This is a genomic window from Mesorhizobium sp. CO1-1-11 (assembly GCF_020164995.1).
In the GTDB taxonomy this organism is placed as follows: domain Bacteria; phylum Pseudomonadota; class Alphaproteobacteria; order Rhizobiales; family Rhizobiaceae; genus Mesorhizobium; species Mesorhizobium australicum.
This window is the reverse complement of the sequence record NZ_JAIUHE010000033.1, coordinates 12,523-37,796: the sequence shown is the minus strand read 5'-3', so window position 1 is coordinate 37,796 and position 25,274 is coordinate 12,523. Positions and strand designations below refer to the sequence as shown.

Annotated in this window: 27 protein-coding genes; 19 read left to right on the top strand and 8 right to left on the bottom strand. The window is 62.6% G+C overall.

Going from position 1 to position 25,274, the window contains the following annotated elements; translation table 11 throughout:
• Positions 1-130: 130 nt before the first annotated feature.
• Complete coding sequence (locus LB554_RS27930) at positions 131-577, bottom strand: hypothetical protein (protein WP_224588024.1); 447 nt, start codon at positions 575-577, stop codon at positions 131-133.
• A gap of 217 nt (positions 578-794) precedes the next feature.
• Between LB554_RS27930 and LB554_RS27925 the strand changes: the two genes are divergently transcribed.
• The 5 genes from LB554_RS27925 to LB554_RS27905 all read left to right on the top strand — a co-directional run bounded on the left by LB554_RS27925 (position 795) and on the right by LB554_RS27905 (position 6,959).
• Positions 795-1,856, top strand: coding sequence for a glycosyltransferase family 4 protein (locus LB554_RS27925; protein WP_015317742.1), 1,062 nt, complete (start codon positions 795-797; stop codon positions 1,854-1,856).
• Positions 1,857-1,901: 45 nt separating this feature from the next.
• A complete protein-coding gene (locus LB554_RS27920) occupies positions 1,902-4,064 on the top strand; it encodes a glycogen debranching N-terminal domain-containing protein (protein ID WP_224588037.1) in 2,163 nt (720 codons plus the stop codon).
• A gap of 107 nt (positions 4,065-4,171) precedes the next feature.
• A complete protein-coding gene (locus tag LB554_RS27915) occupies positions 4,172-5,947 on the top strand; it encodes a trehalose-6-phosphate synthase (RefSeq protein WP_224588022.1) in 1,776 nt (591 codons plus the stop codon).
• The gene (otsB, locus tag LB554_RS27910) at positions 5,947-6,747 is read left to right on the top strand and encodes a trehalose-phosphatase (protein WP_140718072.1); all 801 of its coding nucleotides are present in this window, start codon (positions 5,947-5,949) and stop codon (positions 6,745-6,747) included. The genes LB554_RS27915 and otsB overlap by 1 nt, the downstream gene beginning before the upstream one ends.
• Positions 6,747-6,959 (top strand): hypothetical protein, encoded by a 213-nt coding sequence (locus LB554_RS27905; RefSeq protein WP_015317746.1) that lies wholly within the window; start codon positions 6,747-6,749, stop codon positions 6,957-6,959. Before otsB ends, LB554_RS27905 begins: the two co-directional genes overlap by 1 nt.
• A gap of 6 nt (positions 6,960-6,965) precedes the next feature.
• On the opposite strand, the gene dprA is transcribed toward LB554_RS27905, so the two are convergent.
• The 4 genes from dprA to LB554_RS27885 are packed head-to-tail and all read right to left on the bottom strand — an operon-like array spanning position 6,966 to position 11,000.
• A complete protein-coding gene (gene dprA, locus LB554_RS27900) occupies positions 6,966-8,099 on the bottom strand; it encodes a DNA-processing protein DprA (protein WP_140726903.1) in 1,134 nt (377 codons plus the stop codon).
• On the bottom strand, positions 8,096-8,683 hold the full coding sequence (gene plsY, locus LB554_RS27895; RefSeq protein ID WP_140873787.1) for a glycerol-3-phosphate 1-O-acyltransferase PlsY: 588 nt from the start codon (positions 8,681-8,683) through the stop codon (positions 8,096-8,098). The genes dprA and plsY overlap by 4 nt, the downstream gene beginning before the upstream one ends.
• Before the next feature lie 53 nt (positions 8,684-8,736).
• On the bottom strand, positions 8,737-10,023 hold the full coding sequence (locus tag LB554_RS27890) for a dihydroorotase (protein WP_015317749.1): 1,287 nt from the start codon (positions 10,021-10,023) through the stop codon (positions 8,737-8,739).
• Positions 10,020-11,000 carry an aspartate carbamoyltransferase catalytic subunit gene (locus tag LB554_RS27885; RefSeq protein WP_140726912.1) on the bottom strand — a complete coding sequence of 327 codons (981 nt, stop codon included), beginning with the start codon at positions 10,998-11,000 and terminating at the stop codon, positions 10,020-10,022. Before LB554_RS27885 ends, LB554_RS27890 begins: the two co-directional genes overlap by 4 nt.
• Before the next feature lie 218 nt (positions 11,001-11,218).
• Between LB554_RS27885 and LB554_RS27880 the strand changes: the two genes are divergently transcribed.
• The 3 genes from LB554_RS27880 to LB554_RS27870 all read left to right on the top strand — a co-directional run bounded on the left by LB554_RS27880 (position 11,219) and on the right by LB554_RS27870 (position 13,874).
• Positions 11,219-12,847 (top strand): DNA alkylation response protein, encoded by a 1,629-nt coding sequence (locus LB554_RS27880; protein ID WP_015317751.1) that lies wholly within the window; start codon positions 11,219-11,221, stop codon positions 12,845-12,847.
• A 137-nt stretch (positions 12,848-12,984) separates the two neighbouring features.
• Entirely contained in the window at positions 12,985-13,533 is a 549-nt protein-coding gene (locus LB554_RS27875; RefSeq protein WP_224588019.1) for a hypothetical protein, read from the top strand.
• Positions 13,533-13,874, top strand: a complete 342-nt coding sequence (locus LB554_RS27870; RefSeq protein ID WP_015317753.1) for a DUF6105 family protein — start codon at positions 13,533-13,535, stop codon at positions 13,872-13,874. The genes LB554_RS27875 and LB554_RS27870 overlap by 1 nt, the downstream gene beginning before the upstream one ends.
• Here LB554_RS27870 and ruvX read toward each other — a convergent pair.
• Positions 13,792-14,298 (bottom strand): Holliday junction resolvase RuvX, encoded by a 507-nt coding sequence (gene ruvX, locus LB554_RS27865; RefSeq protein WP_140664170.1) that lies wholly within the window; start codon positions 14,296-14,298, stop codon positions 13,792-13,794. The genes LB554_RS27870 and ruvX overlap by 83 nt on opposite strands.
• 125 nt (positions 14,299-14,423) lie before the next feature.
• Here ruvX and LB554_RS27860 point away from each other — a divergent pair, with 125 nt between their 5' ends.
• The 6 genes from LB554_RS27860 to LB554_RS27835 all read left to right on the top strand — a co-directional run bounded on the left by LB554_RS27860 (position 14,424) and on the right by LB554_RS27835 (position 18,850).
• Complete coding sequence (locus tag LB554_RS27860) at positions 14,424-15,131, top strand: metal-dependent hydrolase (RefSeq protein WP_224588017.1); 708 nt, start codon at positions 14,424-14,426, stop codon at positions 15,129-15,131.
• A 23-nt stretch (positions 15,132-15,154) separates the two neighbouring features.
• Positions 15,155-15,571 carry a hypothetical protein gene (locus LB554_RS27855; protein WP_224588015.1) on the top strand — a complete coding sequence of 139 codons (417 nt, stop codon included), beginning with the start codon at positions 15,155-15,157 and terminating at the stop codon, positions 15,569-15,571.
• Between the two features lie 87 nt (positions 15,572-15,658).
• Entirely contained in the window at positions 15,659-15,946 is a 288-nt protein-coding gene (gene gatC / locus LB554_RS27850) for an Asp-tRNA(Asn)/Glu-tRNA(Gln) amidotransferase subunit GatC (protein WP_224588014.1), read from the top strand.
• Between the two features lie 7 nt (positions 15,947-15,953).
• Entirely contained in the window at positions 15,954-16,409 is a 456-nt protein-coding gene (locus tag LB554_RS27845; protein ID WP_015317758.1) for a GNAT family N-acetyltransferase, read from the top strand.
• Positions 16,409-17,974 (top strand): amidase, encoded by a 1,566-nt coding sequence (locus tag LB554_RS27840; RefSeq protein WP_140616367.1) that lies wholly within the window; start codon positions 16,409-16,411, stop codon positions 17,972-17,974. The genes LB554_RS27845 and LB554_RS27840 overlap by 1 nt, the downstream gene beginning before the upstream one ends.
• A 78-nt stretch (positions 17,975-18,052) precedes the next feature.
• Complete coding sequence (locus LB554_RS27835) at positions 18,053-18,850, top strand: YdcF family protein (RefSeq protein ID WP_140718060.1); 798 nt, start codon at positions 18,053-18,055, stop codon at positions 18,848-18,850.
• Here the strand turns inward: LB554_RS27835 and LB554_RS27830 are convergent.
• Complete coding sequence (locus LB554_RS27830) at positions 18,823-19,539, bottom strand: DUF599 domain-containing protein (protein ID WP_140718058.1); 717 nt, start codon at positions 19,537-19,539, stop codon at positions 18,823-18,825. The genes LB554_RS27835 and LB554_RS27830 overlap by 28 nt on opposite strands.
• Before the next feature lie 175 nt (positions 19,540-19,714).
• Here LB554_RS27830 and LB554_RS27825 point away from each other — a divergent pair, with 175 nt between their 5' ends.
• From LB554_RS27825 to LB554_RS27815, 3 genes are all read left to right on the top strand, one after another.
• Entirely contained in the window at positions 19,715-21,118 is a 1,404-nt protein-coding gene (locus LB554_RS27825) for an L-serine ammonia-lyase (protein ID WP_140718056.1), read from the top strand.
• A gap of 76 nt (positions 21,119-21,194) precedes the next feature.
• Entirely contained in the window at positions 21,195-21,632 is a 438-nt protein-coding gene (locus tag LB554_RS27820; protein ID WP_140616375.1) for a DUF1489 family protein, read from the top strand.
• Positions 21,633-21,904: 272 nt separating this feature from the next.
• The gene (locus LB554_RS27815) at positions 21,905-22,606 is read left to right on the top strand and encodes a DnaJ domain-containing protein (protein ID WP_140718054.1); all 702 of its coding nucleotides are present in this window, start codon (positions 21,905-21,907) and stop codon (positions 22,604-22,606) included.
• Positions 22,607-22,652: 46 nt separating this feature from the next.
• Here the strand turns inward: LB554_RS27815 and LB554_RS27810 are convergent, their stop codons facing one another.
• Positions 22,653-24,074 carry an SPOR domain-containing protein gene (locus LB554_RS27810; protein WP_224588011.1) on the bottom strand — a complete coding sequence of 474 codons (1,422 nt, stop codon included), beginning with the start codon at positions 24,072-24,074 and terminating at the stop codon, positions 22,653-22,655.
• A 284-nt stretch (positions 24,075-24,358) separates the two neighbouring features.
• Between LB554_RS27810 and LB554_RS27805 the strand changes: the two genes are divergently transcribed.
• Positions 24,359-24,688 carry a phasin family protein gene (locus LB554_RS27805; RefSeq protein WP_015317766.1) on the top strand — a complete coding sequence of 110 codons (330 nt, stop codon included), beginning with the start codon at positions 24,359-24,361 and terminating at the stop codon, positions 24,686-24,688.
• Between the two features lie 254 nt (positions 24,689-24,942).
• Complete coding sequence (gene clpS / locus LB554_RS27800; RefSeq protein WP_010909565.1) at positions 24,943-25,272, top strand: ATP-dependent Clp protease adapter ClpS; 330 nt, start codon at positions 24,943-24,945, stop codon at positions 25,270-25,272.
• Positions 25,273-25,274: the final 2 nt, after the last annotated feature.

Here is a 25,274-nt window from a genome sequence, read left to right as displayed (position 1 = left end):
CTCTCCTTGCAAAGGGCCGAAAGTGTAACCCATCTATCCGGAATGAACTGTCACCCATCTCTCGGGAAGGGCAAATGACATGCCAGCGCTTTTGATTTGCCCATGTATCGTTGCGGCGCTCAACGACCGTTCAGACGCCTCCTGACAGGTGCACGTCCAGAACGGCGGCTTTCTTGGCGATCAGTCCTGTCAGATCCGCGTCGGATCGCTTGGTGCCGGTCCGTTCGCGCAACAACGAGATGACCGCGCTCATCGAAAGCTGGGCAGTGCGATCGCTCAGGATAGCGTCCACCGCGCCGGCAACATCCGGGGTCTCCGTCGGTGCTCGCATGATCGGTTCCTTTCTGTTCAGTTCGGCCTCGGCGCCGTTGGCCGGTCCCCGCACGCCACGGTCGAAGATGACGGCCAGGCCGTTCTTCACGGCGAGGGCGGCGACCATGTCGTCGAGGTCGTGATCGGAAAGCGCTGGCTCCGAAGGATCGGGCTTCAGGGTTCTGCGGATCACTCGGGCAGCCTGATCAGTCGACACAAAGCCAAAATGCCGTTTTCTGGCCTCGACATATTGCTCGATGATCATGCTCAGGCGCCGCGCTGCGATATCCCTGGGTTGCTGCATCTGGGCCTCCTTCGGCTGCCGCAAGCGCAAGGTCGACAGCACCAGAAGGAAATAGGGCGGCGGATCTACTCAAACAGGGGACGGATCGATCATTCGACGCATCTTGCGCTGATATAGGAACGATCCGGGCCTTGATGCATTTTGGCTCTATGACCAGCTCATTGAGGGACGCCGGGACATGAAGATTGCCCATGTCGCACCACTCTACGAATCGGTGCCGCCACGACTTTACGGGGGTACCGAGCGTATCATCTCGTATCTTACCGAAGCTCTCGTCGATCTCGGCCACGAGGTGACGTTGTTTGCCAGCGGCGACACGAAGAGCTCCGCCAAACTGGTGCCATGCCGCGAAAGGGCGCTTCGTCTCGATCCGCGTCCGCTGAAGTCCGAGATCGCGGCACATTTGTCGATGCTCGACGAAGTGCGCAAACGGGCCGACGACTTCGACGTCGTGCATTTCCATCTGAGCCATTTCCTGCATTTCCCGTTTTTTCGTGATATGCCGCAGCGCACGGTGACGACGCCGCATGGCAGGCTGGATTACGCGGACCTCGCGCAAGCCTATGACCGGTTCCCGCGGTTCCCCATGATTTCCATATCCCGCAGCCAGCGGGCGCGGTTCGCATCCGCGAACTGGCTGGCGACGATCCATCACGGGCTGCCGCTTGACCTTTATGAGGCCGATTTCGAGGCCGGTTCGGACGGTACCTACCTTGCTTTTCTCGGCAGAATGTCACGCGACAAGCGGCCGGACCGGGCAATCGAGATTGCCCGCCGAACCGGCCTGAAACTGAAGCTCGCCGCCAAGGTCGGCGATGGCGACCGCGCCTATTTCGAGGAAGTCGTACAGCCGCTGATCGATGGCGACCGGGTCGAGTATGTCGGCGAGATTGGCGAGGACCAGAAGGCCCGGTTTTTGGGCAATGCGGCCGCCTTGCTGTTTCCCATCGACTGGCCTGAACCCTTCGGGCTTGCGGTGATCGAGGCCATGGCGTGCGGAACCCCGGTCATGGCTTGGAGTTGCGGCGCTATGCCCGAGATCATCGATCATGGGGTCACTGGCTTTGTCGTCGAAACCATCGAAGATGCCGTCGCCTCGATGCCGGCTCTCCTGCAACTCGACAGGCGACGAATAAGAACGGCCTTCGAAAGGCGGTTTTCGGCCGATAGAATGGCCAGGGATTATGTCGAGGCCTATTCGCGGCTGACCACCGGCCACGAAGAGAGCAGGGCCTCATAGATCTTCAACCCGTTCGGAAACCAGCACGGGACAATCTTCTTGACCATTACCCAACTCGACGAGCGCAAGCTCGATCCTGCGATAGCACTGGCTTCCCTGGACGAAACCGCGCCCAGGGAGCCGCATCGGCTTTACGCTCTCAAGCATGGCGATTGCTTTGCCGTCGCCGACGCCTATGGCGACATACGTGGCGCCGGCGACGGCTTCTTCCGCGACGACACGCGCGTGCTCTCCGAATTTCGCCTGACGGTTGGCGGACGATCGTTGTCGCTGCTGGGCGCATCGCTCAGCCAGGACAACGTCCTGTTCACCAGCAACCTGACCAATCTGCCGATCGAGAGCGCCGCGGGCCGCCAGATTCCGCAGGGCGCGATCCATATCGAGCGGGTCAGGCTTCTGTGGCAGGAAAGGCTATATGAACGCATCACGCTCTCGAACTATAGCCGGGAGCATTCGACGGTCTTGGTGTCACTGCGCTTCGGTGTTGATTTTCGCGACATGTTCGAAGTCCGGGGCTCGACCCGCTCCAAGCGCGGTACCGCGCACACGGCCGAGATCGACCAGAGTTCGGTCGTGCTCCGCTACGAAGGGCTGGACAAGGTCGTGCGGACCTCGGCCATTTCGTTTTCACAGCCCCCGGATCAACTGACCTCCGAGCGGGCGGATTTCTTCATTGCCGTCACCAAGCGCAGCCGCCAGACGCTGTATGTGGAGGTGGGGAGCAAGACAACGGCCCGCCCGCAAAGTGAACGTTTCCGGGCCGCGGCGGCGCGCGCCCGTTTCGGCATGCGCGCCAAGCGCCGGCATGGGGCAACGCTGCACAGTTCAGGCCGCGTCTTCAATGATTGGATGGAACGGGCGCGTGCCGATGTGGCATTGCTCACCACGGAACTGGCGACCGGGCCTTACCCATATGCCGGGATCCCGTGGTTCTCCACCGCCTTCGGCCGCGACGGTGTGATTTCAGCTCTGCAGATGCTTTGGCTCAATCCCGGCCTGGCTCGTGGCGTGCTTGCCTTTCTCGCCCAGCACCAGGCGACCGAAACCTCTCCCTTCAGCGATTCCGAGCCCGGCAAGATCATGCACGAGACCCGCAAGGGCGAGATGGCGGCGCTGAGCGAGTTGCCGTTCGGCCGCTACTATGGCGGCGTCGATACGACGCCCCTCTACATCCATCTCGCCTGCGCCTATGCGGACCGCACGGGAGACACGGCTTTCATCGATGGCCTTTGGCCATCGCTGTGCGCCGCCGCCGAGTGGATCGAGACAGCGAGCCGTTCGACAGGGTTTCTTACCTATCAGCGCGCCGCGGAATCCGGCCTTGCCAACCAGGGATGGAAGGACAGCTTCGATTCCGTCTTCCATGCCGACGGCCGCATTCCGAAAGGGCCGATCGCGCTGGTCGAGGTGCAGGGTTACGTGTTTGCAGCATTCCGGGGATTGGCAAAGCTGGCACGGCTGCGCGGCGAAGAGGAGCGGGCGGAGAATTGGGAGCTGCGCGCCGATGCCATTCGCCAACGAGTCGAACGCCATTTCTGGATCGAAGAGCTTGGCTACTATGCGCTGGCGATCGATGGCGACGGCCAACCCTGCAAGGTGCGCACGTCCAATGCTGGTCACCTGCTCTATGTCGGCCTTCCCAATCCGGATCGCGCACGCATGGTCGCCGACCAGCTGCTGTCGGCTTCGTTCCATTCCGGCTGGGGGCTGAGAACGCTGGCGGACGATGCGATCTTCTTCAATCCGATGTCCTATCATAACGGCTCCATCTGGCCGCACGACACCGCGATCTGCGCCGCCGGGCTGGCGCGATACGGCATCCGCGACAGCGTGGTGCGGTTGATGAGCGGGACCTTCGAATCCGCGGTTCATTTCAACATGCGGCTACCCGAACTGTTCTGCGGGTTCACGCGCTCGGCCGGCGAAGCGCCGATTGCCTATCCGGTGGCTTGCCTGCCGCAGGCCTGGTCCGCGGGCTCCGCCTTCATGCTCATGCAGGCCTGCCTCGGCCTACAGATCGACGGTTGGACGAACGAAATTCACGTGACCCGGCCGCACTTGCCGATCGGCATCGACAATCTTGTCATTCGCCATCTCTCGGTGGGACATGTGGCGGTGGACCTGACGTTTCAGCGCGTGGGGGATCGTGTCGGTGCCTTCCTTGCGGATGCGCATGAAGGATTGGTGCCACTGGTGGTCAAGAGCTGAAAAATCGGAACCAACACCGGGTGCGGAACGTTGGATCAGCACGCCAAGGATGCTGGAGTTCCTGTCGGTGGATCTGCCGCGTCCCATTGAAAGGTAATCAATTCGAAATGCCCGACAACAGTTCGTACCTGGTCGTACCCTCGGCCGCACTGTGGCTCTTCGTTCTCGTAATTGTCGGTATCTCATGCGTCGCGCTCGCGGTGGTGCTGTCACGGGCGCGCCGGGCCAGAAACATGAAGCTCGCCCGTCTCGAAGCAGGATCCGTTCGCAGCCCATTGCCGGAGTTCGAAAAGAACGGGCAATCCGCGGCCGCCGCCCTCGTCCAATGGTCGCCGGAAACGTTGCGTCACATTCTGGCGAAGGAACTTCCCGATGCACAGGTGATCGTGGTGTCAAATCGCGAACCCTACATCCATAACCGCAACGGCGACAGCATCCATCTGGTCGTACCCGCCAGCGGGCTGGTCTCCGCCCTGGAGCCGATCACGCGCGCCTGTGCGGGCACATGGATCGCCTATGGCGGCGGTTCGGCCGATGCGCTGGTGGTCGACGAAAACGACCGCGTCGAAGTGCCGCCGGAAAACCCTTCCTATACGTTGCGCCGTGTCTGGCTGAGCGAGGAAGAACAGCAAGGCTATTATCTCGGCTTTGCTAATGAGGGGCTTTGGCCGCTGTGCCACATAGCCTTCACCCGACCGATATTCCGTGCTTCCGACTGGGAGGCCTACGAGGCGGTTAACCGCAAATTCGCCGACACCGTCGTCGCGGAGGCACGCAACGAGCGGCCCATCGTGCTGGTCCAGGACTACCATTTCGCCTTGTTGCCGCGGATGATCCGGGAGCGCCTGCCGGAAGCCATCATCATCACCTTCTGGCACATTCCATGGCCGAATTCCGAGGTATTCAGCATCTGCCCATGGCGCGAGAAGATCCTAGAAGGATTGCTGGGCAGTTCGATCGTCGGCTTTCACACCCAGTTCCATTGCAACAACTTCATCGACAGCGTCGACCGCTTCCTGGAGAGCAGGATCGAGCGCGAGGATTCCGCCATCTCCTATGGCGGCCAGATCAGCCTGGTTCACGCGTATCCGATTTCAATCGAATGGGAGCCGGCGCGACAGGCCCAGCTGCCCGAGGTGGCGCAATGCCGTCGGCATGTTCGTGAAAAATTCGGGCTGGCGGACGATGTCAGGCTGTGTGTCGGCGTCGAACGTCTCGACTACACGAAGGGCATCCTCGATCGCTTTACCGCACTCGATGAGCTGCTGAGGCTCCATCCGGAATGGATTGGCAAGGTCGCCTTCCTGCAGATCGCGGCACCCAGTCGCGGCACCTTGCCCGCATACCAACAGTTGCATGAAGAGTGTCTGCGTCAAGCCGAGGATCTCAACCGGCGCTATGGCCGCGACGGCTACACTCCCGTCCTGATGGTCACGGAACATCATTCGCAGGAACAGGTCTACGAAATCTACCGGGCCGCCGACGTTTGCTTGGTCACGAGCCTGCATGACGGCATGAACCTGGTGGCCAAGGAGTTCGTCGCGGCGCGCAATGACGAACAGGGGGTCCTGCTGCTCAGCATGTTCGCCGGCGCTTCCAAGGAATTGCTGGAAGCGCTGATCGTCAATCCCTACGACGCCACAATGATGGGCGACGCCTTGTTGCAGGCTTTGACGATGTCGTCGGAAGAGCAGCGGCAGCGCATGCAAAGGATGCGTGAGGTCGTTCGCGACAATAATGTCTACCGGTGGGCAGGCAGCATGCTTCTCGATGCCGCGCGCCTGCGCAAACGCGTTGCGGTCGATCGCGCCGTCGGCGCCGCCCCGACCTCATCGGGCAACGTGATCTCGCTGCTCGATCGCAGACGGGTGGCGGCGCTGTGATGTCGCTTCTGCCAAAACTGCCCGCGCCTGAGCTCCCAACAGGCCCGTGGGCCTTGTTCCTGGACATTGACGGCACGCTTCTCGAACACGCCGCGCATCCCGATGCGGTGGTTGTCGGCGATGAATTGCGTACGCTGCTGGCGAGGCTCGAATTGCAATTGGATGGAGCTCTGGCGTTCATCACGGGACGATCGATCGCCGCGGTCGACCATCTTTTCCAGCCGCTCAGATTGCGCGCCGCCGGGCTGTATGGGCTCGAGCACAGGCTCATCCGCGACGGCCCGGTCGAGGCGGCGGGAGAGCCGGCCGACATTGCGGCACTTGCCGAGGAAATCGAAGCGGAGCTGGGCAGTTCGGACGTTTATATCGAGCGCAAGGGACCGATCCTGGCAGTCCACACGCGCGCGGCACCGCAACTGTTGCGGCGCGCGACGCAACTGGTCGAACAGGCGTTGGGCAGGTTGCCTACGGGATATCGGGTGCTGGCCGGCAATGCCGGCGTTGAATTGATGCCGCTGGAGGCAGCAAAGGGAGCGGCCATCAGGCGCTTTCTGGATCTGCCTGCTTTCGAGGGGCGGCGGCCGGTGTTTCTAGGCGACGACACATCCGACGAGAATGGTTTCGAGGCCGTGAACGAGATGGACGGCATGTCGATCCGCATCAAACCGCACGGACCGACAGCGGCGCGCCATGTGCTTGCCGACGTCGGCGAGGCTTTGGCTTGGCTGGGTGCGGTGAGCCAGCGTAATTTGGATGGATCGACCGGCCTGGTCCATCCCTTCAATCGAAGGAGTCCGTGATGACCCAATTCACCAGTCTCATCTTGGAGATCATGCCTGCCTGGCTACGCCGGCGGTCGCTGCCGAATACGCACGAGACCCAGCCGAGTTTCGATCCGTCGCGCCCGCAGGACGCGGATGAGGTCTGGCGCCAGTTTGTTCAAAAGGATCTCTTTGACGCCAACATGCAGGATTACGACGAGACCGGAGATAGAAAGACCAGCCGCCACTGAGGGCGGTTAGCCTTCCCCGAAAACAAGCGAAACATTTCCACCGGCGTGACGCTCGAGGCGGCCGGCAAGGTCGAGTTCAAGCAGCACCATGAAGACCTGGGCGGGATGCAGGCCGGTGTGGCGGATGATCTCGTCGACCGGCACCGGTGTCGGCCCCAGCGCCTCGATCACCTTGGCCCGGTCGCTCTCGCCTGGTGGCGGTGTGGCCGAAAAGTCGGGCGGGTCCTCAAACGGCGGCAGATCAGGCGCCCGCATGCCGGTCAGCGGAAGGATCGCCCTGGAAATGTCCGAAGCTTCGGTGACCAGCGTGGCGCCGTCCTTGAGCAGACCGTTGGTACCGGCCGCGCGCGGATCGAGCGGGGAGCCGGGTACCGCAAAGACCAACCGGCCCATCTCGCCGGCAAGCCTTGCGCTGATCAGCGAGCCTGAGCGCTGTGCTGCCTCAACCACCACCAGCCCAAGAGCGGCGCCCGCGACAAGGCGGTTGCGGCGCGGGAAATCCTGGGCACGCGGCTGCCAGCCGAACGGCATTTCCGAGATGATGGCGCCACGCTCCGCAATGTCATCGCACAGACCGGCATTTTCGGGCGGGTAGGGCAGGTCGAGCCCACCGGCGAGCACGCCGACCGTACCGGTCAAGAGACTGCCCTGATGCGCCGCCGTGTCGATGCCACGTGCCAGGCCGGAGACGATGCCGTAGCCGTCTCGTCCGAGATCGGCTGCCAGCATGCGCGCCATCTTGATGCCGGCAAGCGATGCGTTGCGGGCGCCGACTATCGCGACACCCGGCAACCGGAACACCGCGGCATTGCCCCTGACCGCCAGCATCGGCGGCGGATTGTCCATGCTGCGCAACAGCGGCGGATAGTCCGCCTCCCCAATACCGACAAAGCGTGCTCCAACTCGCCGCGCGGCCTCCATCTCGGCCTCGGCCTCGGCAAGGGAAGGGATGCGCACGATCCGGTTGGCGCCGCCGGAAATCATCAGTTCCGGCAGCATTTCCAACGCGACTTCGGCCGAACCGAAACGGTTGATCAGGTCGCGAAAGGAGGCAGGGCCGACATTCTGGGTGCGGATCAGCCGCAGCCAGCTCAGCCGCTGGCGATCGGTGAGACGCGGCCCGGCGGCCGGTTCGCTCACCCCTTGGCTCCGATCTTGCCTTCGGAGCCGGCAATCAGTCGCGAAATGTTTTCTCGGTGCTTGATGAAGACAATGATGCTCATCACCACGAACAGAATGGCTATCTGCGGCGTGCTCAGGAAATAAAGCGCGATCGGTACCACCACGGCAGCAGCCAGCGCCGCCAGCGATGAGTAGCGGAAGAGGAAAGCCATCACCAACCATACGACAGCGAAGATCAATGCGACTTGCCAGGCAAGGCCGACCAGCACGCCGAGATAAGTGGCGACGCCCTTGCCACCCTTGAAGCCGAGCCATGCCGGGAACAGGTGGCCCAGAAAGGCGCCGAGACCAGCCCAGATCGCGGCTTCAGGCGCGAAATGGCCTGCTATCAGCACGGCGGCCGTGCCTTTCAGCGCATCGAGCAGCAAAGTCGCGGCGGCAAGCCCCTTGTTGCCGGTGCGCAGCACATTGGTGGCGCCGATATTGCCTGAACCGATCTTGCGCACATCGCCAAGGCCGGCCGCGCGGGTAAGCAGCAGGCCGAATGGAATCGAGCCCAGCAGATAGCCGAACACCAGCGCCAGGATTGGGCCGTAAGTCATTGTTCCCCCCGCGTTCCCCCAACCATGCCTGATGTCGCATGGCTACCGCCGGCTCAGGCAGAAAATATTGTGCGGCCCGCCACCAGCGTTTGCAAGACCTTGCCTTGCAGCCGTGCGCCTTCGAAGCAGGTGTTTTTCGAGCGCGAGCGGATACCGCTTTCGCTGACTATCCAGGGTTCATCGAGGTCGACAAGCGCGAGATCGGCGACGGCGCCTGGCTTCAGCGTGCCGCCGGCCAATCCAAACAGCCTCGCCGGCGCGGTGGACAAGGTTTCGATCAGCCTGAGCAGGGGCACGTCGCCATTGTGGTAGAGGCGCAAGGCCGCGCCCAGCAGGGTTTCGAGGCCAATGGCACCGGCCGCGGCGTCGGCGAAGGGCAGGCGCTTGGTATCGACGTCCTGCGGATCGTGCGAGGAGACGATGACATCGACCGTTCCGTCCTTGACCGCATCGATCATCGCCAACCGGTCCTCCTCGGCCCGCAGCGGCGGCGTCAGGCGGAAGAAGGTGCGGTACTCGCCAACGTCGTTTTCATTGAGAGACAGATTGTGGATCGACACGCCCGATGTCACTGCCGCGCCGTCGGCCTTCGCACGCGCCACGGCGCTTGCCGCCATTGCCGTCGAGATCTTCGCGGCGTGGTACGAACCTTGCGTCAGCTGCGCCAGCGCGAGGTCACGCTCGAGCGGGATGGATTCGGCTTCACGTGGAATGCCGGAGAGGCCGAGCCAACTGGCATACAGGCCTTCGTTCATGACGCCCGACGACCCAAGATCGGCATCCTGCGTTTCATGGACGATGGTGGCGCCGAAATCGCGCGCATAGGTTAGCGCGCGACGCATCACCAGCGCGCTCGATATGGTATGCCTGCCATCGGTGAAGGCGACCGCACCCGCCTCGCGCAGCAGGCCGAACTCCGTCATTTCGCGTCCGTGGAGGCCCTTGGTGATGGCGGCGGCCGGAAAGATATTGACGACGGCCGTGTCCTTGGCGGTGCGCAGCACGAATTCGACCAGCGCCACATTGTCGATCACCGGATCGGTGTCTGGCATCATCACGATGGACGTGACGCCGCCGGCCGCTGCGGCGACACTTGCCGAAGCGATGGTTTCGCGATGTTCGGCGCCGGGCTCGCCGATGAAGACCCGGCCGTCGATCAGGCCGGGGATGATCGCCTTGCCGCTGCAGTCGATCGCCGTAGCGCCGTCGGGGACGCCCTGGTTCAGCGCCGCCTTGCCCGCGGCAACGATTTTCCTACCTTCGACTATGACGGAGCCGACTTCATCAAGGCCGCGTGACGGGTCGACGATGCGGGCGCGTTCAAAGACCGTGATGCTCATGCGCCGCGGCCTTCTTGATTGCGGCCCTCTTGATTGCGGCGGGAATCGAGCAGCGCTTCCATCACCGCCATGCGCACGGCGACGCCCATTTCCACCTGCTCCTGGATGACGCTTTGCGGGCCGTCGGCGATTTCCGAAGCAATTTCGACACCGCGGTTCATCGGGCCAGGATGCATGACAAGCGCGTCATCCTTGGCGGCCTTCAGTTTCTCGGCGTCTAGACCAAAATAGCGGAAATATTCGCGCACCGACGGCACGAAGGCTCCTTCCATGCGCTCGCGCTGCAAGCGCAACATCATCACCACATCCGCGTCCTTCAGGCCCTCCGCCATCGAGCGGCAGACGATCACGCCCATTCTGTCGATGCCCGAGGGCAATAGCGTCGAGGGCGCCACCACCCGTATTTGTGCGCCGAGTGCGTTGAGCAGCATGATGTTGGAGCGCGCCACACGCGAATGCAGGATGTCGCCGCAGATCGCCACGATCAGCTTCGACAGCGCACCCTTGGCGCGGCGGATGGTGAGCGCGTCGAGCAGCGCCTGTGTCGGGTGTTCATGGGCGCCGTCGCCGGCATTGACCACCGAGCAGCCGACCTTCTGCGCCAGGAGGGCCGCCGCGCCCGCCGACTGATGGCGGATGATCAATATGTCGGGCCGCATGGCGTTGAGTGTCATCGCGGTGTCGATGAGCGTTTCGCCCTTCTTTACCGAGGAACTCGCCACCGACATGTTCATGACATCGGCGCCAAGCCGCTTTCCGGCCAGTTCGAACGAGGATTGCGTGCGGGTCGAGGCTTCGTAGAAGAGATTGATCTGGGTGCGGCCGCGCAGCGCCGAGGTCTTTTTTTCGGACTGGCGCGAGATCGCGACCGCCCGATCCGCCCTGTCGAGCAAAAGCTCGATGTCGGCGGGCGAAAGGTCGCTGATGCCCAGAAGATGGCGGTGAGGGTAGAGTGGCAGGGACGAAGCGTCGGTCATCTCAAGGGGCTGCTATAGGGTGCGGATTTCGCGCCCGCAAGCACCCGCTTTGGATTGACGCCGTTCTCCTCAATTTTTTCGTGTAGATAGCCGATTAGATCGGCCGGTATTTTCGTCGCGCGCGCAGCAACGCTTGGCTATATCTAAGCCGACGGCCTCGGATTCGAGGCTTTCCGACAATAGGGCCTTTCTAGAAGGATCGGCTAGAAGGATTGGGCGTGACCGACGACGTAACGAACCAGCCGCCGCCGCTGACGGGCGGCAACGCCTGGCGAGGCGATCCGTTGCTGATCCAGCTTGCCGAGCGCTTTTCCGATCCGGTGCGCAAGGATCTCGACGGGCTCGGCCGTTTCGTGCTGACGCAAGAAGCGCAGGAACTGGCGCGCCTCGCCAATGTCGAGACGCCGAAACTCAGGACGCACGATCGCCAGGGACGGCGCATCGACCTGGTCGAATTCCATCCCGCCTACCACGCCTTGATGCGCCGCTCGGTGGCCAACGGCCTGCATTCCTCGGTCTGGGAAAATGGCGACGCCGAGATCGGCCGCCGCCATCAGGTGCGCGCCGCCCGTTTTTACCTGACGGCGGAACTCGAGACCGGGCATCTCTGCCCCATCACCATGACCAGCGCCTCGCTGGCGGCATTGATGGCCAGCCCAAAACTGTTTCGCGAATGGGCGCCGCGCGTGACGACGCGCAAATACGACCAGAGCCAGAAGCCGCCCGTCGAAAAGACCGGACTGACGCTCGGCATGGGCATGACCGAGAAACAGGGCGGCACCGATGTGCGTGCCAATGTGACCCGGGCGGAACGCGTCGGCAGCGGCTTCTACCGCCTGACGGGACATAAATGGTTCATGTCGGCGCCGATGTCGGACGCCTTCCTGGTGCTGGCACAGGCGCCGGAGGGACTGTCCTGCTTCCTGGTGCCGCGCGTGCTCGGCGACGGGTCTGGCAACGGCTTTCGCTTCCAGCGGCTGAAGGACAAGCTCGGCAATCGCTCGAACGCGTCTTCCGAGGTTGAATTCGTCAACGCCATCGGGGAGATGGTCGGCGAACCCGGCGCCGGCGTCAAGACGATCATGGACATGGTGACGCTGACCCGGCTCGACTGCGCGGTGGCGTCTTCGGCGATCATGCGGGCGGGGCTGGCCGAAGCGATCCATCATGCCCGCCATCGCCAGGTGTTCGGTTCGACCTTGATCGAGCAGCCGTTGATGCAGCGCGTGCTGGCCGACATGGCGCTCGATGTTGCCGCGGCGACCGCGCTGTCGTTCCGGCTGGCGCGTTCCTTCGACGAGGCGGCGAGCGATCGCGGCGAGGCGGCGTTCGCCCGCGCCATGACGCCGGTCGTCAAATACTGGGTCTGCAAGATCGCGCCGCCGCTGCTTTACGAGGCGATGGAGTGCCTTGGCGGCAATGGCTATGTCGAGGAAGCTCCGCTCGCCCGTTATTACCGCGAAGCGCCTGTCAACGCGATCTGGGAAGGATCGGGCAATGTCATGGCGCTCGACGTGCTGCGCGTGCTTGGCCGCGCGCCGGGGCTTTTCGAAGAAGTATTGACCGGTATCGACCGCGACCTCGGCGCCGGCGGGCGCGGCACGATCGGCGTTCTGAAGGCGGCCATGCAGGTCGCTTCGACCGACGAGGGCTCGGCCCGGCTGCTGACGGAACAGCTTGCGCTCTCTGCGGCGGCCGCCGAGTTGCGTCGGCTCGGGGCAGGGCGGATCGCTGATGCCTTCGTCGAAACGCGGCTCGCGGGCCAGTGGCGCAATACTTACGGCATGCTCGATTCGCGCCACGACGCGCGCATGATCATCGATACGCTCTATCCGCCGGTGAATTGACGGAGATGCCTTTCATGTTCGAGCGGCGTTGCCGGAATCCCCACTGACCCGCCGTCGCCGTTAACCTTAACAAATGGTTTCCGTTGCGGCGGCGAACCGCAAAGCCCACTGTCAATCCTGTCGAAGCAGGAATCACGATGCGACACGTACTGACCTCCTTTCTGTCCGTGCACTGGGCGATCGTTTTTGCCCTGCTCGCGGTGATCTGTATCGATGGAAATCGAGGTGTGACGGCGGCTCTCGGCGTACTCGGCGTGACCGTCGAGAGCGCCCAGTTTGCCAATCTGGAGAACATCGTCGTGGTCGCTCCGCTGGCGATCGCGTTGCTGGTCGTGGCGGTGCTGTTCTTCTGGGCCTTTGTCGATACACTGATCAACGACGCGTCCAGCCCCGGCGCCGACAGCGTCGTTCGCATCGCCTTTATTTCCGCTTCCGGGGTGATGTCGATGATCCTGATCGGCGGTGCGGCCCAAGGCATCAACGGCCTGTTCATGGTGGTCGCCGTGCAACTGGCCGCACTTCTGGTCTCCTATGTCGCGATGCTTGCCGAACGGCGTTCGGTAGCTGCGCTGGATGAGGAGGATTTCCACGCCACGGCGCACAGCATGGCGAAAGCCGCGGCGCACAATTCGCTGCTCTCCATGATATCGGGACGGACCGGCCCGAACGGGAAGGGAGGCCGCTGATGCGCTACATCTTCGCGTTGTGGGCCGCGCCGATGGCGCTGTTTTGGGGCTGGTTCTACCTGTCGCTCAACGACATGAATTTCGGCTATGTGATGCTCAGCCGGCAGCTGCACGATTTCGTGTTCCAGCTCTACGGTCAGATGCTCGGCATCGACCCCGCAACCATCCCGGGCATGGTGGCAAAAGCCTGCGTGTTCGATGGCTTGCTGCTCGTTGCGATATGGGTGTTTCGCAGGCGTCGCGAGATATTGGGCTGGGTCAGGCGTCGCTGGACGGGTCCGGTCCCGTTCGATCGGCTGCATCGAGTGACTGAAGCCGGTCTAAAACTCCCTGCAGAATAAAGGCGGCCGCCGCCGAATCGATCTTGCCGGCGCGTTTGGCGCGCGAGAAATCCATCTCTATCAGCGTCCGTTCGGCCGCGACGGTCGACAGCCGCTCATCCCAGAATACGAAGGGCAGGTCGCTTAGCTGCGCCATGTTGCGCACGAAGGCGCGCGATTTCTGTGCGCGCGGACCTTCCGATCCATCCATGTTGATCGGCAATCCGATCGCCACCGCACCGACATTCTCTTTCGTCAGCAATGCCAGAAGGACGGCGGCGTCGAGCGAGAATTTCCGCCGGATGATGACTGGACGCGGATGAGCGAAGGAGAACCCCCGATCGGAAACCGCCACGCCGATCGTCTTGTCGCCGAGGTCGAGCCCCGCCAAGGTCCTGCCGTTGGCGAGCCGTGCCGGCAATTGCTCAATCGTGATGACGGTCAACGGTTTTCCCTCGTTTTTTTCGACAGCACGCGTCCTTTCGGATGCCCGGCGGACACTATACCCTTTGATCTCAAGGCTATCGGCGTTCTATCCTTTGGCTCGGGAAAAATCGAGGAAATGCATTCATGAAACTGACCTGGTATGGCCACTCGGCCTTCCGCATCGAAACCGGTGACGCGAAAATCCTCATCGATCCCTATCTGATCGGCAACCCGTCCTGGACGGGCGGGTGGGAAGGACCGGCCGAAGGGATCACGCATGTTCTTTTGACGCACGGGCACAGCGACCACATCAGCGGCGCGCTGGAAGTGCTCGGCAAGAGCGGCGCGCAACTGGTCGCCAATTTCGAGATCTGCATGTACTTTGTCGGCAGGGGCGTTAGCGACAAGAAGATCAATCCCGGCAACATTGGCGGCACGGTCGATTGCGGCGGTTTCACCTCCACTTTCGTTCAGGCGCTGCATTCATCCTCCTTTGGCGAAGAGGGCGGCAAGAACGTCTATCTCGGCAATCCGGGTGGGCTGGTCCTGCATTTCCCGGAAGACCAGACGCTCTACCACATGGGTGACACCGACATCTTTTCCGACATGGCGCTGATCAGTGAATTGCACGAGCCAAAGATTGGCATCGTTCCGATCGGCGATCGCTTCACCATGGGCGGTGCGGTGGCGGCCCTTGCCTGCCGCCGCTTCTTCAAGTTCGAAACGGTGGTCCCTTGCCATTTCGGCACGTTTCCAATGATCGACCCGACGCCCGAGAAGTTCGAAGCCGGGCTGGAAGGAACTGGGGTCAAGCTTGCATTGCCGAAGATTGGTGAAACGATTACCATCTAGAACAGCCAAAGCGGAACAAATCCATGGCATTAGGGCGATCTCTTTGCGTATCGATGTTTGTCGCGGCGTCGCCCGCGCTTGCCGCGGATGACTTCATCGAAGGTGTCTATCTCCAGTCGGAGGAACTCTGTACCCAAGCCAAAAAGGATACGCTGCAGACGCTGATCGATGCCGGCAACATCGTTCTCTCGAAGAACGGCCTGCAAGGCGTCGAATACAATTGCGAATTCGTTCAGGTCAGCAAGGCGACACGCTCGCCGAGCTGGGCTGTGACGGCGATCTGCCAGGAGCCGGGCTATGTCTTTCCTGACGTCCTGTCGGTGATGCAGATGAACCCGACGCAGGTCGATCTCGTGTCGGCCCGGCCGATCGACGATGAAAGCGAGGCGAGCGGCAACAGCGGCAGCTACTATCTGTGCGAGGGCATTGCCCTGCCATGAGGTTGTTGCCCGATTGTCGGGCGGCACATGTTGCGCCCCGCGCGCCGCGCCGCTATAGCCCGGACTGGTTTTCCCCGAGGCAAATACATGTCCGTTGATGTCAAGACAGTGAAGCGCGTGGCGCATCTCGCCCGCATCGCGGTGAGCGAGGAAGATGCCGAGCGTATGACCGGCGAGTTGAATGCCATACTGGGCTTCGTCGAGCAGTTGAACGAGGTCGATGTTTCCGGCGTCGACCCAATGACGTCGGTGACGCCGATGGAAATGAAGAAGCGCGGCGATGTCGTCACCGACGGCAACAAGGCGGCCGACATCGTCGCCAACGCGCCCGCGACCGACGAGAATTTCTTCCTCGTGCCGAAGGTCGTGGAGTAAGGCACCGATGGCTATCGAGATCGCCATCGAAACGCCGCTGCAGGACGACGTGCGCAGCCTGGTCGCGGAACTCAACGCGACCTTGCTCGAACTGACGCCGCCGGAGCACTGCTACCACCTGACGGTCGAGCAGATGGCAGGCACGGACACGACGGTTTTCATCGCTCGCGACAACGGCGTCGCCATTGGTTGTGGTGCACTCAAGCGCCATGACGATGCCATTGGCGAGGTCAAGCGTATGTACACGAGGCCTTCGCATCGTGGCCGCAAGATTGGCGCTGGAATCGTCCAACGGGTCGAGGCGCTGGCGCGCGATGAAGGGTTGAAACGGCTGGTGCTGGAGACCGGCGATCGCCATCCCGCCGCCTGGACCGTCTATGAACGCGCCGGGTTCTCGCGCTGCGGCCCGGTGCTGGATTATCCCGATTCCGAGTGGTCGGTGTTTTACGAAAAGAGCCTTTGATGAGCGACCTGACCCATCTGACGATTTCGCAGGCCCGCGCCAAGCTGCGCGCCAAGGAAATCACCGCGACCGAGATCACCGAAGCCTATCTCTTGGCGATCGATCGCGCCAATCCGGCGCTCAATGCCTATGTGGCGGTGACGGGCGACAAGGCGCGCGACATGGCCAAGACGTCGGACGCCAGGCTGCTCAAGGGCGAGGGCGGTGCGCTGGAAGGCATTCCGCTCGGGATCAAGGACCTGTTCGGTACCGAAGGCGTCCACACCCAGGCCTGCAGCCACGTGCTCGACGGTTTCAAGCCGCGCTATGAATCAACGGTCACGTCCAACCTGTGGGCCGACGGCGCGGTCATGCTGGGCAAGCTCAACATGGACGAATTCGCCATGGGCTCGTCCAACGAGACCTCCTACTACGGCCCGGTCATCAACCCGTGGCGGCGTTCGCGCCTCGATACGGTGGTGATGCCGACGACGCATCAGGGTGATGGCGGCTTCGTCTCGGCAGGTGGCACGAAAACCCAGCGTAGCCTCGACAATGCGCAGCTGGTGCCGGGTGGTTCTTCCGGTGGTTCGGCGACCGCCGTGTCGGCTTTCCTGTGTGCAGGCGCAACCGCCACCGACACCGGCGGTTCGATCCGCCAGCCAGCCGCGTTCACCGGGACCGTCGGCATCAAGCCGACCTATGGCCGCTGCTCGCGCTGGGGCATCGTCGCCTTCGCCTCGTCGCTCGATCAGGCCGGACCGATCGCCCGCGACGTGCGCGACGCCGCCATTCTTCTGAAATCCATGGCGTCGGTCGATCCCAAGGACACCACGTCCGTCAACCGGCCGGTGCCGGACTACGAGGCGGCGATCGGCAAGCCGATCAAGGGCATGAAAGTCGGCATTCCCAAGGAATACCGTGTCGACGGCATGCCGGAAGAGATCGAGGCGTTGTGGCAGAAGGGCATTGCCTGGCTCAAGGACGCCGGCGCCGAAATCGTCGACATCTCCCTGCCGCACACCAAATACGCGCTGCCGGCCTATTACATCGTGGCGCCCGCGGAAGCTTCTTCCAACCTCGCCCGCTATGACGGCGTCCGCTATGGCTTGCGCGTGCCGGGCAAGGACATCGTCGAGATGTATGAGAAGACCCGCGCCGCCGGCTTCGGCCGCGAGGTGAAGCGCCGCATCATGATCGGCACCTATGTGCTGTCGGCCGGCTACTATGACGCCTACTACCTGCAGGCTCAGAAAGTGCGCAACCTGATCAAGCGCGACTTCGAAAATGTCTTCGCCGCCGGCGTCGATGTCATCCTGACACCTGCGACGCCGTCCGCTGCCTTCGGCATTGCCGACGAGGACATGGCCGCCGATCCGGTCAAGATGTACCTCAACGATATTTTCACGGTCACCGTGAACATGGCCGGCCTGCCCGGCATCGCAGTGCCCGCCGGCCTCGACCCCAAGGGGCTGCCGCTCGGCCTGCAATTGATCGGCAGGCCGTTCGAGGAAGAGACGCTGTTCCAGACCGCCGCCGTCATCGAGCAGGCGGCCGGCACATTCCAGCCGGAGAAGTGGTGGTAAGGAAATCGCTCGCCTGACGCATGGTCCTGAAAATCGCGATCGATTTTGGACAGCCTTGCGGGCTGTAATGAGTGAGCGATGTTCTACTATCTTTCCAAGATATTCTGGTTCTTCATCCAGCCACTCAACCTGACGATCTTCCTGCTTTTGGCAGGCCTGCTCGCCGGGATGGCCGGCCGGCGGCGACTTGCCGTCAGCGGCGGCGTGCTGGCGTTTCTGATCCTTGCGCTGTCGGCGTGGACGTCACTTGGAGCGATGATGCTCAATCCGCTGGAGGAACGCTTTCCCAGGCCGCCGCTGCCGGAGAAGGTAGACGGCATCGTCGTGCTCGGCGGCGGCTTCGAGGGCGCTATCAACCTTGTGCGCGGCGGCTATGAATTGAACAGCAGCGGCGATCGCATGGTCGAGACCGCGATCCTCGCCAGGCGTTTCCCGCAGGCAAAAGTGGTGGTCTCCGGTGGAAACGGCTCATTGTTCTTCGACGGCGAAGGTGATGCCGACACCGCGCCGCGCCTGCTCGAGGCGCTGGGTGTCCCGGCCGACCGGCTGCTCCTCGAAGACAAATCCCGCAACACTTACGAGAACGCGGTCTTCAGCCGCGAACTGGTCAAGCCCAAACCGGGCGAGACATGGCTTTTGGTGACATCAGCCTTTCACATGCCGCGCGCCAAGGCCCTGTTCGACAAGGCAGGTTTTCCAACTGTTCAATGGCCGGTCGACTATCGCACCTCGGGTCGGGAAGGCGTCGGCTTGTTTCGCGACAATGCGGCCGATTCGCTGCAGAACACGACCATCGGGGTTCGCGAATGGATCGGGCTTTTTGCCTATTGGCTTTCCGGACGCATCGATCAGCCGTTTCCGACGCCGGGCGGCTGACCGATCACCGCGCGCCGCGCCGCCGAGAAGAACTGGCGCCGTACCAGAACGGCCAGCAGCAGAAGCGTCGACAGCACGAACACCAGGGGATCGACGAACCAGCCGAGATAGCCGATCGAGAAGAACACGCCGCGCAGGCCCGAGTTGAAATGCTTGCCGGCCAGCATGTTCATTTGCGTCGCGCGCCACACGGCCGTTTGCGTGAGGGGATTGCGCGAGGCCTCGCCATGCGGGATCGGCACGGCGCCGATCAGGATCGAACAGTAGTTGAACAGCCTATAGGCCCAGCCGAATTTGAAGAAGGAAAAGGCCAGGATCAGCACCAGTCCCAGCACCTTGATCTGAAAGGCCGAGCGCGACGGCGCGCCGCCCAAGGGCAAGGTGCTCAGCACCTCAAGCACCCGGTCCGACGCGCCAAGCAGGGCGAAGCAGCCGCCGAGCGCGATCAGCGAACTGGAGGCGAAGAAGGCGGTTCCCTGCTGCAGGCCGCTCATGATGGCGGTGTCGACGATGCGGATCTCGCGCTCGGCCATGGTGCGCATCCAGGCCTCGCGTTGCGCATTCATGGCGGTGGTCAGCGACACGCGGCCGACCAGGTGGCCGTCCGAGGCGAGCGTGTGCAGCACCCATGCGAGGAGGAAAAAGCCCAGCGCCGCGAGATCGGCCGTCGAAAGATAGGAATCGCCCATGGCGCCGAATCTACCATATTCGGCCCGGTTGCTTCGATGACCTTGCACGGCGCGTTGCACTCGATGTCGCTGCCGGAGCAAACAAGGTCGGCAGGTGCTGCGCCGCGATTGTCAAAAGAGCGGAAACATCCCGGGAATTCCTATATGTAATCCTCGACGTGACCCAGGAGACAGCGTGTTCCTTTCGGTTTTCGACCTGTTCAAGATCGGCATCGGCCCCTCGAGCTCGCACACGATGGGACCGATGACGGCTGCGCGCCGCTTCCTCGATGAGGTCGCGGGCGACGACTGGCCGCGTCCCGCTGGCGCCAAGGTCGATCGCATCGGCGCCAGCCTGCATGGCTCGCTCGCCTATACCGGCATCGGCCATGGCAGCGACCGTGCCGTCATTCTCGGCCTTGCCGGCCAGACGCCGCAAACGGTCGACCCCGACCGAGCCGACGAAATTGTCAGCCGCATCACCGCCGACAAGCTGGTTTCACCGCCCGGCCACCCTCCCTACCATTTCGATCCGGCCACCGATCTGGTGCTGGACCGCAAGACGCCGCTCACCGGTCATGCCAACGGCATGGCGTTCTACGCTTACGACGTCGGCGGCCGGTTGCTGCTCAAGCGCATCTACTATTCGATCGGCGGCGGCTTCGTGGTTTCGGAAGAAGAGCTGCAACGGATGAAGTCGAAGGGCTCGGTCACAACCGAGGGCAAGAAAGTGCCGTATCCCTTCAAGAATGCTGTCGAGATGCTGAAGATGGCGGCCAGGAGCGGCCTTTCCATTGCCGAAATGAAGCGCGTCAACGAGGAGACGCAGATGTCGCGCGAGGCGCTCGACACCGGCCTCGACGCGATATGGGACGCCATGAAGGGCTGCATCGACCGCGGCCTGTCGCAGGACGGCATCATGCCCGGCGGCCTGAAGGTGCGCCGCCGCGCCAGGCAGCTCCATGACAAGCTGCAAGAGCAGTGGCAACAGAACCGGCCGAACCCGCTGCTCGCCAATGACTGGCTGTCGATCTATGCGATGGCGGTCAACGAGGAGAATGCGGCCGGCGGGCGTGTCGTCACCGCGCCGACCAATGGTGCCGCCGGCACGCTGCCGGCGGTGCTGCGTTACTGGCTGCATTTCCATCCCGAGGCCGACCAGCCGAGCATTCGCGACTTCCTGCTGACGGCAGCGGCCGTCGGCGGCATCATCAAGTCCAATGCGTCGATATCGGGCGCCGAGGTAGGCTGTCAGGGCGAGGTCGGTTCCGCCTCGGCAATGGCTGCGGCCGGCCTGTGCGCGGTCATGGGCGGCACCCCCGAGCAGGTCGAGAATGCTGCCGAAATCGCGCTCGAACATCATCTCGGCATGACTTGCGACCCGGTCGGCGGGCTGGTCCAGGTGCCCTGCATCGAGCGCAACGCATTGGGTGCCGTCAAGGCGGTGACGGCCGCGTCACTGGCCATCAAAGGCGACGGCGTGCATTTCGTGCCACTCGATGCGGCGATCGAGACGATGCGCCAGACCGGCCTCGACATGAACGAGAAGTACAAGGAAACCAGCCTTGGCGGCCTGGCGGTCAATGTGGTCGAGTGTTGAGGGCTGGCCCAAGCCGGCACTGTGGAGAAGTCCGTCAGGCCGTTGACGTCCCGGCGCTCCGGACTAACCTTGGGCGATGGCTCTCAATCTCCTAAAGCTTTGCGTCGGTTGCGACAGTGTCGAGGATCTCGAAGAGTGGATCGCCTTCCGTCTTGACGAGCGCCGCCGTGCCGGCGAACCAGCCGAACACTGGCACACCACCCGCATGATGCCGACACGTGGCGACGAGGTCACCGATGGCGGTTCGCTCTACTGGGTGATCAAGGGCAGCGTGCAGTGCCGCCAGTTGATCACGGAAATCCGGCCGTTCACCGATGACGACGGCATTGGCCGCTGCCATTTGATGCTCGATCCCGAGGTGGTGCGCACCGACTGGCAGCCGCGCCGCGCCTTCCAGGGCTGGCGTTACCTGAAGCCGGCGGACGCCCCGGCCGACCTCGGCAAGGGCAAGGCGGGATTGGTCGAGATGCCGCCGAAACTCAGGCGCGAGCTGGCCGACCTCGGCCTGCTCTAGGGCTTGAGCGAAGGATTGCCTACTGCCGCGCCCGCGTTTTCTGGCCCTCAATCTTGCCCCGCGCTGGACTTGCAAGCGACGCGACGACGCCACATCTTGAAATCCATGCGCGATGAAGAACTGTCGACACAGGCCGCTGTGCTTTGGAGGATCAGTTCGCATGATGGTCCTCCTTCCGGCCCGATTAAAGGCCATGATTCTGGCGCAGGAAAAGTGTTGAAGGACATCACGCGGCTGTCCGAGCGGACAGGACCCCTGCGGGGCGGTGCGAAATGTTAGGCGCAATTATCATTGTGGTCGCGTTGTTGCTGGTGCTGCTGGGGGTAGCCACCGCATTTCTCCGCGCGGATCCGGCGCAACTCGCAAGCGGAATGAGAAAATTGGGACCGATCCTGCTGGCGCTGGTGGGTGGCGCCGTGCTCCTGGTCGGGCGCCAAGGCATCGGCGGCATCATTCTGTTCGTGGCAATCGCCTGGTACGGCGCCATGCATACGGGCGGGCCAAAGGCCAGACCGGGTGCTGGAAAACGCTCAACGGTGCGGACGGCGGCACTCGAGATGGAACTCGATCACAATACTGGCGGCCTGGAAGGACTGGTTCTGGCCGGCCGCCACGATGGCAAGATGCTTGGCTCGATGACCCTTGCGCAATTGCAGCATCTCTACCGTGAACTCTCCGGCGATCCGGAGAGCCGGCAGTTGCTAGAGACGTATCTTGACGGCAGATTTCCCGTCTGGCGCAAATACGCTGAGACGAACGGTGGCGAAGGGCTGGGTGTTGCGCCAGGTCCGGGCGCCATGACTAAGGAGGAGGCCTACAAGGTCCTTGGTCTTGAAGCGGGGGCCGCCGCGGCGGATGTCCGCAAGGCGCACCGCCGCCTGATGCAGCGCCTGCACCCCGATGTCGGCGGCACGTCTTTCCTGGCGGCGCGGATTAACGAAGCCAAGGACGTCTTGCTCTCCAATCACAACTAGTCTCCTTCGACGCAAAAATTTTCCGGGAGATATCTTCCACGCAGTCCTATTGCTGGACGGCGTAGCACTCGATTTTCTTCTTCTTCAAAGCGGTGCAGGCCTTCCAGGCGGCATCCTTGGACCCAAAGCCGCCGAAGCGCGCGCGGTAGTAGGTGGCGCCGTCCTTGTCGAAAGCGACGGTGAAGCCGGAAGCGTTGGCCAGCACCTTGGGAGCCTGCTTGGCGGTCTTGTCGAGGAAAGCCTGGGCTTCGGACTGCTTCGGCGAGGAGGCAACCTGGATGGCCCAGCCTGACGGAACCGACGCGGTGCTGACCGGATCAACGGCCGGGGTGGGCTCGGCATAGGCGGCCACGACCTGGGCGGTGGCGACCTTGGGAGCGGAGACGATGACCGTCTTTACCTTCTTTGCCGGGACAACCAGCTTGGGTGCCTCCGCCTCGGCTGTATCCTCGTCCTCGCTGTCGCCCTGGGCAACGGTCGCGTCGTCGGCGACGGCCGTATCGGCTTCCGCCACGGCCACCGGCTTTTCGTCCGGGGTCGGCGCCTCATGCTTGGGCAGGAGAACCTTTGCAAGTGCACTGATGGGATTGCTGTCCGCCTTGGCGACGAGGTCGCCGCCACCGCGGGTCGAGGCCCTCGGCAGATAGGTGTTGATCAGGCCCGCCATCTGGTTGTCGCGGCTGCCGCCCGACGTGCCGCCCATGACAACGGCGACAAGGCGGCGGTTGCCGTCATTAACGGACGAGACGAGATTGAAGCCGGAGGCGCGGGTATAGCCGGTCTTGATGCCGTCGACGCCCTTGATGCGTCCGAGCAGACGGTTATGGCCATTGATGCGCTGGCGACCGTAGAGAAAGGATCGCTGCGCGAAATAGCCGTAGTACTGGGGAAAATGTTCCCTGAGCGCAATGCCGAGCGTGGCCATGTCGCGCGCGGTGGTGAACTGTCCCGGATCCGGCAGGCCGTTGGCGTTGCGGAAGACCGTGCCGTTCATGCCGAGCTGCCGCGCCTTGGCCGTCATCATGCGGGCGAAGTTGGTTTCGTTGCCGCCGAGCATTTCGCCGAGCGCGGTCGCCGAGTCGTTGGCCGACTTCGTCACGATCGACAGGATCGCGGTCTCGACCGCCACCGATCCACCAGGCTTCACGCCGAGCTTGGTCGGCGCCTCGGCTGACGCATGGGCCGAAAACACGACTGGCGAGTTTCTGCTGATCTTGCCCTTCGCCATCGCTTCAAAGGTCAGATAGAGCGTCATCATCTTGGTCAGCGAAGCGGGATAGCGCCGGCCATCGGCATTAGCCGAGTACAGCACCTTGCCGGTTTTGGCATCGACGACGATGGCCGCGGATTTCGCCGCGAGCGACGAGGCGACGTCCGCGACGACGAAGGTCATCGCCATGGCGAGGATCATGATCGTTTTAAGAGGGAACGCGGATTTGGAAACGAAGCCCGACAACGCCTGACGCACTGGTAGTTCCTTTGAATTTCTCGTTGCGCTGGAGGCGGCAAAGGGATCCTGCCTCACTTCTGGCCAAGCTAGCGGGGCAGCGTTACCAATCCGTTTATGGTAACCGCCGCGTTCACCATTTTCTGGGGGTTTGAGCCTTCCTTTATTCGAATTTTAGCCATTGCCGCTGCCCGCGGGGTCGCGAGCCCCCGACTTCTTGACTTTTGTGCGCTGCACAATATATATTATGCATTGCACAACGACGCTCGGGGCAGGGCGCGTCAACCGTCCAGGGAGAGTACGAAATGACCCAGACCTATGAGGACTTCAGCAAATACGGCAAGGAGTTCGCCGACACCGGATTGAAGAGCTTCGCCTCCTTGTCCAAGGGCGCGCAGGCGATCGCCACCGAGGCCGGCGAATACACCAAGAAGAGCTTCGAAGCCGGCAGCGTCGCGTGCGAGAAGCTGTTCTCGGCCAAGTCGCTGGACAAGGCGATCGAGATTCAATCCGACTATGCCAAGCAGTCCTACGAGGCGTTCGTCGCCGAGGCTACCAAGATTGGCGACCTCTATGCCGAACTCGCCAAAGAGGCCTACAAGCCGTTCGAATCGATCGTTGCCAAGGCAAAGTAATTTTTCGCCCGTGAATTAAATCCGGCCCTTTGGGCGCGGGACAAAACCCGACCGCGGAAACGCGGCCGGGTTTTTTCATGCCAGCGCTTCACGATTGCGAAAAACCGCCAGGTTGATCACCTAGCCATATTGTCAGCTAACCAGAAGGGCTTAAAATCGTCCATCGAACACCTACATGTTGAACTCGCATGAGGATTCGAAAGAGGCAGGATTACGTGACGATCGGTTTGACTGCCACGAGACAAGTGGCGCGGATGCAAAACGGCGGCGGCGACGGCAATGAGGCCGGCCGCGGGACGGCCGTCATCACGCGCACCAAAACCAAAACCAAGAAGCCCAGCCTTTACCGGGTCCTCATCCTCAACGACGACTACACTCCGATGGAGTTCGTGGTTCACGTGCTGGAACGTTTTTTCCAGAAGGACCGCGAAGCCGCCACACGCATCATGCTTCATGTTCACAATCATGGAGTGGGCGAGTGCGGGGTCTATACATTCGAGGTGGCCGAGACCAAAGTGTCTCAGGTCATGGATTTCGCCCGACAGAATCAGCATCCGCTGCAATGCGTGATGGAGAAGAAGTGAGG